13 protein-coding genes are annotated in these 13,014 nt (G+C 43.1%); 8 read left to right on the top strand and 5 right to left on the bottom strand.

Annotation, left to right across the window (positions count from 1 at the left end; genetic code table 11):
- The first annotated feature begins 28 nt into the window (after positions 1-28).
- Positions 29-967 (top strand): site-specific tyrosine recombinase XerD, encoded by a 939-nt coding sequence (gene xerD / locus JMY00_RS04365; RefSeq protein ID WP_114701433.1) that lies wholly within the window; start codon positions 29-31, stop codon positions 965-967.
- 60 nt (positions 968-1,027) lie between these two features.
- Positions 1,028-1,357 carry a DUF3817 domain-containing protein gene (locus JMY00_RS04360; RefSeq protein WP_240990648.1) on the top strand — a complete coding sequence of 110 codons (330 nt, stop codon included), beginning with the start codon at positions 1,028-1,030 and terminating at the stop codon, positions 1,355-1,357.
- Positions 1,358-1,420: 63 nt separating this feature from the next.
- On the opposite strand, the gene JMY00_RS04355 is transcribed toward JMY00_RS04360, so the two are convergent.
- Positions 1,421-1,864 carry a PH domain-containing protein gene (locus JMY00_RS04355; protein ID WP_201579254.1) on the bottom strand — a complete coding sequence of 148 codons (444 nt, stop codon included), beginning with the start codon at positions 1,862-1,864 and terminating at the stop codon, positions 1,421-1,423.
- A gap of 240 nt (positions 1,865-2,104) precedes the next feature.
- Between JMY00_RS04355 and JMY00_RS04350 the strand changes: the two genes are divergently transcribed.
- The gene (locus tag JMY00_RS04350) at positions 2,105-2,713 is read left to right on the top strand and encodes a methyltransferase (protein WP_101204678.1); all 609 of its coding nucleotides are present in this window, start codon (positions 2,105-2,107) and stop codon (positions 2,711-2,713) included.
- 120 nt (positions 2,714-2,833) lie between these two features.
- Here JMY00_RS04350 and lptG read toward each other — a convergent pair whose 3' ends face one another.
- On the bottom strand, positions 2,834-4,042 hold the full coding sequence (gene lptG / locus JMY00_RS04345; RefSeq protein ID WP_201579253.1) for an LPS export ABC transporter permease LptG: 1,209 nt from the start codon (positions 4,040-4,042) through the stop codon (positions 2,834-2,836).
- Positions 4,042-5,358, bottom strand: coding sequence for an LPS export ABC transporter permease LptF (gene lptF / locus JMY00_RS04340; protein WP_201579252.1), 1,317 nt, complete (start codon positions 5,356-5,358; stop codon positions 4,042-4,044). The genes lptG and lptF overlap by 1 nt, the downstream gene beginning before the upstream one ends.
- A gap of 493 nt (positions 5,359-5,851) precedes the next feature.
- Here lptF and JMY00_RS04335 point away from each other — a divergent pair, with 493 nt between their 5' ends.
- The 4 genes from JMY00_RS04335 to sstT all read left to right on the top strand — a co-directional run bounded on the left by JMY00_RS04335 (position 5,852) and on the right by sstT (position 10,427).
- Positions 5,852-6,469, top strand: coding sequence for a cysteine hydrolase family protein (locus JMY00_RS04335; protein ID WP_201579251.1), 618 nt, complete (start codon positions 5,852-5,854; stop codon positions 6,467-6,469).
- A 300-nt stretch (positions 6,470-6,769) separates the two neighbouring features.
- A complete protein-coding gene (locus tag JMY00_RS04330) occupies positions 6,770-8,425 on the top strand; it encodes a leucyl aminopeptidase (protein WP_201579250.1) in 1,656 nt (551 codons plus the stop codon).
- Between the two features lie 7 nt (positions 8,426-8,432).
- Entirely contained in the window at positions 8,433-8,930 is a 498-nt protein-coding gene (locus JMY00_RS04325) for a DNA polymerase III subunit chi (RefSeq protein ID WP_201579249.1), read from the top strand.
- Positions 8,931-9,224: 294 nt separating this feature from the next.
- On the top strand, positions 9,225-10,427 hold the full coding sequence (gene sstT, locus JMY00_RS04320) for a serine/threonine transporter SstT (RefSeq protein ID WP_057757687.1): 1,203 nt from the start codon (positions 9,225-9,227) through the stop codon (positions 10,425-10,427).
- 81 nt (positions 10,428-10,508) lie between these two features.
- Here sstT and JMY00_RS04315 read toward each other — a convergent pair whose 3' ends face one another.
- Together JMY00_RS04315 and JMY00_RS04310 are read right to left on the bottom strand one after the other, a co-directional pair.
- Positions 10,509-10,832, bottom strand: coding sequence for a chaperone modulator CbpM (locus JMY00_RS04315; RefSeq protein ID WP_102083164.1), 324 nt, complete (start codon positions 10,830-10,832; stop codon positions 10,509-10,511).
- Between the two features lie 100 nt (positions 10,833-10,932).
- Positions 10,933-11,958, bottom strand: coding sequence for a DnaJ C-terminal domain-containing protein (locus tag JMY00_RS04310; RefSeq protein ID WP_201579248.1), 1,026 nt, complete (start codon positions 11,956-11,958; stop codon positions 10,933-10,935).
- A 684-nt stretch (positions 11,959-12,642) separates the two neighbouring features.
- On the opposite strand from JMY00_RS04310, the gene JMY00_RS04305 reads away from it, so the two are divergent.
- On the top strand, positions 12,643-13,005 hold the full coding sequence (locus tag JMY00_RS04305) for a septal ring lytic transglycosylase RlpA family protein (RefSeq protein ID WP_057757673.1): 363 nt from the start codon (positions 12,643-12,645) through the stop codon (positions 13,003-13,005).
- The last annotated feature ends 9 nt before the right edge of the window (positions 13,006-13,014 follow it).

The raw sequence follows: 13,014 nt of genomic DNA, 5'->3' as shown, positions 1-13,014 counted from the left end.
AACTTAACCCCTACCTGAGTATCGTCCTATGAGCCGTGATCGTGCCGTGCAACAACGACAGCCTAAAGCATTGGCGGTCGATGATGAGCCAGCTTATATGACTGAGTTTCGTCAAGCCATGCTGGCGCGAGGTCTAGCGACGCGTACTCGTAATGCGTACGTCCGTGACCTGCGCTCTTGCGAGCTGACCAACCCTATCGCCCTGACACGTTGGCAGCCTGATGATGTGCTGCACTGTCTGTCGCTCCTTGCTAAAGATGGCAAAACCCCACGTACCCAAGCGCGTATGCTCTCAAGCTTGCGTCAGTTTTACCTATGGATGATTGCCAGTAATCTGCGTGAGGACAATCCTTGTGAGCGTATCAAAAGTCCAAAACTCGGACGTCCGCTGCCAAAAGACTTAGCCGAGGCGGATGTCGATAATCTACTTGCCGCACCTGATACCAGTACGGCACTTGGACTGCGTGACAAAGCCATGCTAGAAGTGCTTTATGCCTGCGGTCTGCGGGTGAGTGAGTTGATTAACCTCTCATTAGAGCAAGTGAATCTAAACTCAGGCTGGCTACAAATCACGGGGAAAGGCAATAAAACGCGATTGGTGCCCCTCGGCGAATATGCAGCGGATGCATTGGAAGATTATCTGTCTCATGGGCGTGGCGACTTGATTGCTCATTTAAAATCAGGCAATTGCCAAGCGGTATTTTTGACGGCGCAAGGTGGCTATATGACGCGGCAGAACTTTTGGTATCTACTTAAGAAGTACGCCAAAGTTGCCAGTATCGATAAAGAGTTATCCCCGCATACGCTACGTCACGCCTTTGCCACGCATTTGCTCAATCATGGTGCAGACTTGCGTAGTGTGCAGTTATTGCTAGGACATAGCGATTTATCCACCACGCAAATCTATACTCATGTGGCAACAGCGAGATTGCAGAAATTACATGCTGAGCATCATCCACGTGGGTAGCCTTGCCATATAGGCAGCATTGAAATCTAATATTATTGATGATTGTAAGAGGAATATATCGTGTCGCAAGCTCAACCGTCTGCCTTAACGAAGCGTCAAAACTTCGCCCTCCGAAACCTTACTATCATGGGTTATTTAGAAGGCACGTCTTTTCTATTGTTACTTGGTATCGCGATGCCACTCAAATATATGTTCGATATTCCAGAAGCGGTAAGCTATGTCGGTCCAGTGCACGGGGTATTATTCGTTGCCTATGTCGTGGTGCTAATCATTACGGCGAGCAGAATAAAAATGCCGCTTTGGGCGCTACCTGCTGGCGTGCTTGGCTCGTTTTTACCATTTGGGCCATTTATATTTGATCATTTACTGAAGAAGAGTCTGGGGAAGTAGTTTCGAAAAAAATTCAATATCAGGAACGATGTATAGCTGAATGCGGCTAACTATAATGCCACTCTATTCGCCTGCAGTATCTATCACTATTCTAGGATTACGTGCCTGTATCTCGCGATAAAAACGTGATTTGTCTTTTGGTGAAATTAGTATTTCTTCATCTTGATATGATATTTTAATCCTATCCAATGATAGTGCTGGCGCAGAACTCATACTTCGAGTCGGCGTAATGTAGGTAATATCTGTAATCTCAATTTTTTGAACAGAGAACCCACTATCTACTTGTAGTTGGTCATTCGTTAATATGTACTCAGTACCGAAAAAAGGGATGAGCATTAGTGCGGCAAAAGGGATGAGAATAACCGTCATTAATATAGTTTGTATGAAAGATTTGTGAGCACCTCGCTGCCACTGCCATAATGGAACAGTCACAGTAAATAAACTCAAACCCCAGAGTAGCAGTCCAAGCCAGAAGTCTACTTTAGATACGAATATAATGTCTGGCATAAATAATACTTAGCGACTATCAGGTTAAATTTGATTCTATCTTAAGCGATGCCTCTTATCTAATGTCTCTAACATTTTTCTTAGAATTTTTTGCGATATAGCAAAATGCAGTTCTAGAAATAGATAGCTGCAAACCCATCCTTTTCTCGTTACAATACCCTTATTAAAGTGCGTCATGATATACATGCTGCCTAAATGGGCTGCGCACTACCTTTTTCCTATCTATTATCCGAGAATCCCATGAGCCATAGACCACCTGCTGACCTATTAAAAAACGCCGAACACTGGCGCGAAGATATCAATTTTCGCCAAGAAGTGCTGGGTAAGCCGTTTGATTTTGCGACCACGTGGGGCATTTTTTCACCGCAAAAGCTCGATGATGGTAGCTTGATGCTGCTTGATTATGTAGATTTTGAGCAAGATGATGATTCGATTGATTTGGGCTGTGGTTATGGTGTACTTGGTATGACGGCAGCGCGTGAATGTCCGAATGGTCAGCATACGCTGATTGATAAAGATTTTATGGCAGTAGAATACGCACGTCGTAACTGTGAGAAAAATGGTCTAAACAATGTCGATGTGCATTTATCAAATGGCTTTAATCATGTGGCAAAAGACAAAGACTTTAGCCTTGTGATGTCGAACTTGCCAGCCAAAGTCGGTAAAGAGCAGCATTATTTATACTTCCTCGATGCCTATGCACGCATGCGTAAAGGTGGACGTTTTTACGTGGTGACCATCAACGGTCTGCGCCAATTTGTGAAACGCTCGTTTACCGAAGTGTTTGGCAATAGCGACAAAATCAAACAAGGTAAAACCTATACGATTACGATGGCGACCAAAGACTAGTTTTAGCTTTGCCTGATTGAGTTTCAGCCATTTAAACTGAGGCTCAAATTGAAATCGACATAAAAAAGCACGCTAAATTAGATTTAGCGTGCTTTTTATTTGGTATGACCAACTGTCTTTTTACATCTGGCGTTTTATCAAATATCCACCCAATAGCGCGCTGCCGATAATCGGTAATAACACCATCAGCATAGGCGAAAAACCTGTCGCTAGTGATACGAAGCCGACCAAGTCCTGAATATAGCTGAATAGCAATCCAAACAGCAATGCCACGACGATACGTAAGCCTAAGCTGTGCGTCCGTAGTGAGCCAAAGACAAACGAGCAAGCAACGATTACCAATGATAATATCGACAAAGGCGATAGCAGTTTTTGCCAAAATGCGACTTCATGATCTAAGGAGCGCTTGCCCTGCCCTCGCATAAACTGACGATGCTCGTATAGTTGCGTCAGAGACAAATCCTCTGCCTTGCGCGTCAGTAGATACACAGACTCTGGGGCAAAAGGTAAGCTTAACGTATCTGATGGTGAAATAGCTTGGCTACTCTCAAAGCCCTGATTGATAGAGAGCTCAACCATATCATTTAGCTGCCACTCGTAACGATACTGCTCGCTTGGCTTTTCACTGTTCACATCAATTGGTTCACGGCCAGTATACTTTCCACCTTCCGCATGGACAGCGGTTTGCAAATTTCCGTTGTTATCCAAATGCCAGCGTTTCACTTCGCCAATATTGCCTGCTACATCAGCATAATCAATATATAAAACGTCGCTACCATCAGGTGTAGCACTGCCATCTTCTGCGGTTTCGAATCGTGGTTGTGTCGTCCAGTAGCCGCGTACCGAAGTGACCAGTGAGGTACTGTCCTCATCATTAATCTGTTTTGCCAACTGATTAGAAGACGGTAGAACGAACTGATTAATAGCCAAGGCCAACAGTACAAATATCAAAGCGGGCTGCAATACCCAGCCGACGATGCGATAGATACTGACCCCAGCCGCGCGCATGACGACCAGCTCACTTTTATTAGCTAGCAAACCTAAGCCAATAACAGCACCCAATAGCGCACCCGTTGGGATAAATTGCTCTAAAAAGTATGGCGAACGATAAAAGATATATTTGAGCGCCTCGCCCATGGTGTAGTTATCATCTAACGAATCAAGCTCTGATAAGTAAGAAAAAATCAGCTGCAACGCCCATAAGCCAATAACGGCAGCGATAATAGCCAATAGAGCGTTGAGTTTAACATAACGACTGAGGACTTTTAGATTGGCAGGTTTTTTAGCCAATTGATTAGACTTGGCTGACTTAGCAAATAAAGAGCGCATTAAGACTGCCCTCCTTGTGAGCTGTTGTTCTGATTATCGATGTCGCTAACTGAACTAGTTGCGGCAGCGGCTAGCCTATTTTCTTGTTTGCGAAAGCGCAATCGATGTTGCACACGGCTACCCCAATTCATATAAAGCGCCAATGCCATAAATCCTAAGATAAGCCATGCATACGCCCATACGCTGATGCTGTCTTTGCTCACTGCGTTTTTGAGCGAGATGATACCTAATGCACAGCTGACAAATAATAAGATAGAAGGGAACAAGCGCAGCCAACGTCCTTGACGCGGACGGACTTGCGCCAGTGGCACGGCCAACATAGGCGCGATAATCATCAGCCATGGTAGCGCCAAACGGTAGCCAAGCTCACCTTGTGCAGCACGCATTGTACTATTCGTGCCTGATGGTGAGCTACTCGTGGCGGCTTGCCACAATGGTCCAATCTGTTGCGTTTCAATATTGTCTTCGGTGATAACTTCTTGCGAAGACTCAGTCAAGGTGATGCGATAGCGATCAAAAGCGACTTGATTATATTTGAGACTGCCTGCGCCAACTTCGTAACGACGTCCTTGGAACAAATCCAACTGGGTCACGCCGCTATTGCCAGTATCTACTTGCTCAGCACGCTTAGCCAACGTGATCGTGTCTTTGCTGATGTCCTTTGCACCACTACTTATAATATCTTTTGGAATATCAGAGATGCCAATTTGTTCAGCTGTTTCGCTGTCAATCGTGTTATTCATATTAGTAGCATTGACATTAGCATCGACATCTTCAGCAGCACCACCTTTTTTAGCAGGTTCTGATTGTATCAATATCACATCTTGCAACTTTTTCTTATCATCGCTGAGACTACCCACATATAAATGATAATTACCGCTACTGATAAACTCGTTCGGACGAATCAAGTCGAACGCACTGGTCAATGCTTGCTGCTGCCACACAGCCTCAGACGAGCGTACGCCCCAAGGCTTACCAACGACAGATAGCGCCGCTTCGCCGACGAACAACGCTAATATTAATGGTGTCATCAATCGAGCAAGCCGACCTCGAGACACGCCACTAGCATTGATCACTGCCATTTCTTGATCGACATACAAGCGACCAAATACCAGCATCAAAGCGATAAAGAATGCTAACGGTAATATCAGCTCTAAAAAATACGGTAGGTTATACCCAATGATCGTAAACAGTAGGCTGACGTCCAAACGACCTTCAGCAGCAATGCCAAAATAGCGTATCAAACGACCGCCGAGCATCATCACTACCAAAAACCCCAACACTAAGGCAGTGGTCGAGGCAACTTGTTGTGTCATGTAGCGGCGTAATATCACAATGGGTACTCTTAAACGGTTGGTATGTGCGCAATTGGTGATAAGCTTATTGAATATTTAGGTCGTACGACGACATATCACCAGCATGATATGAGTCATTTAAATACTCAAATAACGGTAAACGTCACTAAGCGACTGGTTAGTCATACTCAATAAACACAAGCGACAGATATAACCGCTAATGCTAGCATGTTTTGCCCAAAAATGGCTGTGAAATGTGTTTGAAAACATTACCTACACCTTGCTGAGAGCGCATTATTGACAGTAAGTAACAAATATAGCAATTATTGGATGAATAATTGCTAAAACCTTAAATTGCATCGAATTGATAGTATTTATGGCGTTAAGTTTTTGCTTTATTTATTTTAGAAAGGTTTGTTTGTCATTCGTATCATCGAACATTTATCTCTGTTATTAATTGCTAGACTGACCGATAGAAAAATATATTTATATCGTCAAATGGAGAATAATACTAATGAATAAAACCACAACCAACCCCGCTACCTTACTCGAACTCGCTGGTGGCGCTTTCGACACACTCGACTGGTCAAACGCTGCGCTTGTTTTAATTGATTATCAAAACGAGTACGTCGACGGTGCGATGCCATTGGGGCAAGCAGGTGCAACAGCCATCTCAAATGCACGCCTGTTACTTGATAAAGCCCGTCAGCAAGACATTCCGATTTTTCACATTACGCATCATGGCGCAGAAAACGGCAATGTATTCGACCCTTTATCGTCTAAGGTCGAGATTGTTGAGCAACTACAACCACATGATGGCGAGACAGTGATTGCCAAAAAACACCCAAATGCTTTTCATGATACGCAGCTACAGTCATTGATTACATCAGCGTCAAAGCAGCAAATTATTTTTGCGGGTTTTATGAGCCATATGTGCGTTAGCTCAACTGCCCGCGCAGCATTTGATCTAGGCTTCGATAGTTTTGTTTGCCACGATGCCTGTGCCACACGTGACTTGCCTAGTGCCAAAAGAGATGCTATCAGCGCTGAGGTGATGCATGATACAGCGATGGCGGCATTACAAGATAGATTTGCCGCGATGGTAACGACCGATGAATTGGTCAATGACTAAGTTGCCTAGTTGCTAAGTAACTAAATTGCTAGGTGGCCAAATGATTAACTGGCTAGAACAGCCGATTTAGTCATTATCCACGTAAACTATGCACTTGAATAAGCCTCTGATATCACCATCAAAGGTTTAGATGAGTGGACGCAGTAACCTAGCTCAAACCTTTTTACTTAAGCTTTGCTAACTGCATAGCAATATTGCAATATGCTACACTATCGTGATTGCTCAATAGACCAAATACTCTAATAATCATAAGCAATACACGAACGTTATAATCATCATAACGCTAATAAGGATAACTGTATGAATATCAAATTATCTCAGCATCTGCCAAAGACACATACCCAAAAGATTCTAAAAAAAGAAGCCAACAGTAAAGACAGCGCTTGCTTGGTTGTTTTAATTGACAGTAAGAAAAATATCTTAGCTGAATCAGCACTGACTGACTATACTGCCCGTATTGAGCAGCTGATTGAAGTGTCACACTTCAAAGGCTCACTGGGTGAGACTGTTGCCGACTATGCATTGGCAGGTGACAAAAAAACCACTAAGCAAAACCCTGTTCAACTGCTATTGGTCGGTGTAGGTAACACTGATAAGTTTAACAACACCGTACTGCAAAAAATCGCCAATACCATTTATAACAGTACGCAAAAACGCGTGGCCTCTATCACGGTCGCATTAGGCGATGCTTTAGAAGAAAATCATTTTGGTCAATTTGCCCTTAATCTGTTGGCAGCTAGCTACCGCTTTGATAAATATAAATCTGAGCAAGCCACGCCTGTATTGACTGATGTTTACCTGTTAGCTGATGAGTCACTACAGCCTGCGCTAGCATTTGCTCAGTCAGTATTTGCTGGTCAGAGCCTCACTCGTGATGTGGCCAATGAACCTGGCAATATATGCTTCCCAGCTTACATGGCTGAACAAGCTCAAGAACTTGCAAAAACTTACCCTGACCTATTAACCGTGAAGGTACTAGGTGAGGACGAGATGTCAGCGCTAGGTATGCATTGCTTCTTGGCCGTTGCACAAGGCTCTACCAAAGAAGGTAAACTGGTACTCATGGAGTACCGTGGTAAATCAGAATTTAGTTCAAATGCAGGCACTACCGAGCACACCACTAGCAACGCAAAAGTGAGTGGTCTAAAGGCATTGGCCGATAAACTACCAACCAAAAAGTCAGCTAAAAATGCAAGCAAAAATAGCAATGACCATGCACAAGCGACCAATGACGACGCACCTATCGTATTAGTCGGTAAAGGCGTAACCTTTGATTCAGGCGGTATCTCAATCAAGCCAGGTGCGGCGATGGATGAGATGAAGTTTGACATGGGTGGTTCGGCGTCAGTACTTGGTACAATCAAAGCGTTGTGCGAAGCTCGTCTACCAATCAACGTCGTTGGTGCGCTAGCCTGTGCTGAAAACATGCCATCAGGTGATGCAACACGTCCAGGCGATATCGTCAAAGCGATGAATGGTAAATCAGTCGAAATCTTAAATACTGATGCTGAAGGTCGTTTAGTACTAGCAGATACCTTGTGCTACGTGCAGCGCTATCAGCCAAAAGCCATCATCGATGTTGCCACCTTGACTGGCGCTTGTGTGGTTGCACTAGGTCATGTTCGTTCAGCAGTATTTAGTAATGATGAAGATGTCCTGTTTGATTTAGAAAATGCCAGTAACCTATCAGGCGATCTTATTTGGCATATGCCTTTGGATGATGAATATCAAGCTCAGCTTGACTCACCAATCGCTGATATGCAAAACATCGGTGGTAAAGGTGCTGGCGCGGTAACTGCCGCCTGCTTCTTGTCGCGTTTCATTGAAGAAGGTCAAGCATGGGCCCATTTAGACATTGCTGGTACTGCATGGAACTCAGGCAAAGACAAAGCAGCCACTGGACGTCCTGTACCACTGTTTATGCAATATCTAAAAAACAGCGCAGAGATGGCTTAATCCATTTATGAAAATTAGTTTTTATGTATTAAGTGAAAGTAAGGCCCAAGATTTCTTGGGCTTTATTTGTCAGCTGACTCAGACGGCGCTTAACAAAAGCGCTCAGTCTTTGCTGATTTTAATTGAAGACGAGACATTACTATCAAATCTAGATACGGCACTTTGGGCACAAGAGTCCACGAGTTTTATACCGCATCAATGTCTTTCTGATACTGACAATAAAAGTACCAATGATAGAGGTACTGATGATAGCAACATCAACATTGTTGCTCATAAATCATTAGCGCCTGTACTGCTAGGCAATCATATGCCAGCAAATTTTAATGGTATCGTGCTCAATACGACGACACGTCCCGTCAACGATTTTATGACTGCTACCAATAATTCAAAACCCTCTCGAGTCCTTGAGCTGATCCTACCTGATGCCACAAGTACACAAGAAGGTCGCAATAAATATAAAGCCTACCAGCAATTAGGTTACGATCTGACCCACTTTAAGGTGTAGCTCTGCCGGTTATTTTCCCTCGTATCTTTTTCTATTTTTGCAGCAAAACATACTCCTTACGCTATATATTCCTAATTCTGCTTTCTTATTAATGAGGTATTCTGAGTAGCTAGCCCTTGCCTATAAGTGCTGCATTCTTTTTTATACTAGTTCTATAACTCTACTATCCCTCTGTTTGCACGCAACAGCTACTGCTATGAGCGGTATGCGAATATGTCAAAAAATGCTACCATCCTTCGATAAATTTTCTGTTGTGACAATTCACTTACTTTTAACGGACTTGAGGGTGTACAGATGCGTTCATTGATTGCGATGTATCAGCGTATAGGGCTGGTGCCGCTTATTATTATTGGTTTGGTATTAGGGGTATTGATTGGTTGGCTGGCGCCAAGTATCGGCACCGCCATAGGGTTGCTTGGTACACTCTTTGTCGGCGCACTAAAAGCAGTCGCTCCCATCCTAGTGTTTATTCTGGTTATGGCAGCCATTAGTCAACATCGCAGTGGCAATGAAGTCTACGTAAAGCCGGTGCTTATCATGTACATGTTCGGCACTTTTTTGGCAGCACTAACGGCAGTCGGTGCCAGCTTTTTATTCCCGACTGAGCTGGTCTTGATCAACGCCGATATCGCGCAAGTACCACCTGCTGACCTAAAAGAAGTCTTGACGAACTTGCTCATGAACTTGGTCGCTAACCCGATCAATGCAATCGCTGAAGCCAACTATATTGGTATCTTAGCATGGGCAATTATTATCGGTTTTGCATTGCGCCAAGCCAGTGATACTGCTCGTAATGTTGTCGGTGATTTCGCTGATGCCATCTCACAAGTGGTTAAATGGATTATTGCTTTAGCCCCATTTGGTATCTTAGGCCTAGTCGCTAGCACGGTTGCTGAAACAGGATTTGCTTCTTTGGCAGGCTACGCACGTATCTTAATGGTATTAATCAGCTGCATGTTATTCATTGCGTTGGTTGCCAATCCGCTTATCGTCCTTATCAAAACTGGCAAGAACCCTTATCCACTCGTGTTCAGATGTCTGCGCGAATCAGGAATTACTGCCTTCTTTACACGTAGTTCAGCGGCCAATATCCCAGTCAACATGAACCTTGCCCGTAAGCTTGGATTGCATGAAGACACTTATTCGGTGACCATCCCACTAGGGGCCACCATTAACATGGCGGGTGCTGCGATTACGATTAACGTCTTAACGCTTGCTGCTGCTCATACGTTGGGTATCGAAGTGACGTTTGCATCAGCGCTGCTACTCAGTCTGGTTGCTACGATTAGTGCTTGCGGTGCTTCTGGTGTTGCTGGTGGTTCATTGCTATTGATTCCACTCGCTGCTAGCTTATTTAGCATTCCAAATGATATCGCGATGCAAGTAGTTGCGATTGGCTTTATCATCGGTGTGATTCAGGACTCAGCTGAGACTGCTTTGAACTCTTCTACTGATGTATTATTTACCGCAGCAGCGGATCCGACGTATTCGCGTTAATTTCTGCTGAAGTGTTTTATATAGACATAAAAAAAGGGCCTTTATAGGGCCCTTTTTTTACGCGTTATCTTGATTGTTAGTTTACTTTAGATTATCTATGTCGACTTCGATGACTGGTGTTTGCTGCTCTATCTGACGTTTAAGTTGGCGCAGTTGCTCAACTTCATCTAACAGCTCAAGTATCAAACCAATTGCTGGTACGCTGGCTTCAAAATCACGACTCAATCGCGATGCACGGCGCACTGTCGTCAGCTGATAACCAGTAAATTTTTCATGCTCTGGTACATCATATTCAATGATATTTTCTTCGATTAATTCGATGACCCATTGGCGCTCCTGGCCACAGGCAGAGACCAGTTCATCTAAGCTCATGATGATGTCTGTAAATTCAGTCGAGTGGTTCATAGCTATTATCCTCGTTTTCTCTTTATTTCATCGGTATCGTATTCATCTCTGCTATTCGTCTATTACTTCAGTAATAAATGACAGTTATTTATAACCTTATTTAACGACTAATATTGATATCCGCAAAGGCTTGCTTTAGCTGCTCATAAGCCTGTATCGACGCATCACTACTGACATCAGGATTGACGATATTTAAAGTTAGATACAGGTCACCTGCTTGCTTGGCAGGGATACCTTTGCCTTTGAGACGTAAATTGCTACCGGACTTGCTGTTCTTAGGAATGGTCACACCAAGCGTACCCGCTGGCGTACTGACGTTGATTTTTTCACCCAATGCCGCTTCCCACGGTGCAATATTCACAGTTTGATAAACGTCTGCGCCTTCTATACGAATATTGGCATCATGACGAATTTTAACCTTCAAAAACAAATCGCCATTTTTGCCATTACTGCTACCAGCAGCACCTTGCCCTGCTAAACGAATTTGCTTACCGTCAGTGATACCTTTAGGGATTTTTATCTTAAGAGTCTTATTGTCGTAGTCGACATTACCATTGGGCTGACGAACAGGGACGTTTAGCTTAATGCTGTAGTCGTCGCCACTATAGACTGAAGACAAATCAACGGTAATCTCAGCATGCTGATCCTGACCTTTGCTATCTTGCGTCCCAAAGCCACCACCAAATTGATCGAAGCCGCTGCTTTGAGAGCGACTGCCAGTTTGCCCACCAGCTGACCCACGTGCGCCGCGACCAAATGCTGAAAAAATATCATCGAAACGAAAACCACCATCACCAAAGGCCTCACCGTCACCAAACTGATCTTTGATATCTTCCCAGCGAAAACCACCTTGACCTGCGCCAGTTTGCCCACTACCACCAAACCCACTCGATCTACTTTGACCCGCGAACGGATTATTTAGCATAGCGTCATATTCGGCGCGCTTTTCTTTATCTCTGATCGTTTCGTAAGCGTTGTTTATTTCTGCAATTTTATTATCAGCGTCTGGATGATCACTGACATCGGGATGGTATTGACGAACGAGCTTACGGTATTTTTTTTTGATATCAGCGTCTGAGGCGTCTTTTTTGACCCCTAAAATGTCATAGTAGTTTTTCTCTGCCATGTTATTTTCCCCAAAATAAAAACATATTAGTGGTATCAGTCTGCCAATTTCAAACGATACGGTATAAATAGCTACTAGATTTTGCTATAGCAATTTTTGTAGCCTACTTATCATCATAGCAATAATTATAACAAACACCGTTATATAAATATTACCAGTAGTGATGCCAAGGGATATCTACAATATTCTCTAATGTAAATAAGCGAACACCTTTACCTTAAGTTAGATTTCTTAAAAATCTAGAATCATCAACTTTCTATTGGCACTACAATAATACTAAACCTTCTTTATTTACAAAATAGTAAGAATATAGCAAGGTTTTTTTACATTATATTATCTATTACTATTTGAGCTTTCATAACGATAATTATGCTATATCGATAGATTTGGTCTTTATATATTACCTATTTATATTACGTTGCTGGCTTTCCAATATTTTGTCGGCTTCTTTATGAGAATCACTCTTTATAAGTCTAATTTTAGTACCTACGTCATCATTATTTTTGCTAAAAAATATCTATTTTTCCTTAAAAAACAGGTATTTGACCTCGTGAGTTTTTTACACGGCAGTAATACTATGACAAGCTAGCTCTTGTAGAATCCCCTATTATTCATACTCATAGGGAGTATAGATAACGTAGGCAAGAGCATCTGTCTATTTTATTAATTGCTTAAAGGTATTAAATGTCTTATTTAATCAAGTCTTTGGTTGTCACTTTATCGCTACTACTTAGCACCACAGTTTTTGCAGCCAATACCAGTTATTACGGTAGTAAGTTTCATGGCAAGCGCACAGCTAGTGGCAGTATCTTCAACATGAACTCTTTAACCGCTGCACATCGCACGTTACCGTTCGGTACGAAGGTACAAGTAACCAATCAAAAGACAAAGCAGAGCGTCGTTGTAAAAATCACGGACAGAGGACCTTTTATTAGAGGTCGTATCCTTGATTTATCAAAAGCCGCTGCTGGTGAAATAAACTGTCAGCTTTGTACGACCACGATGGAAATACTGTCGTACGGTGATGGCAAATATCGTAAGGAATAATGTAATAAA

It is taken from the genome of Psychrobacter sp. Pi2-52 (assembly GCF_904846705.1).
GTDB lineage: Bacteria > Pseudomonadota > Gammaproteobacteria > Pseudomonadales > Moraxellaceae > Psychrobacter.
The sequence above is the reverse complement of the archived record's forward strand: the minus strand, read 5'-3'. Positions and strand labels throughout refer to the sequence as shown.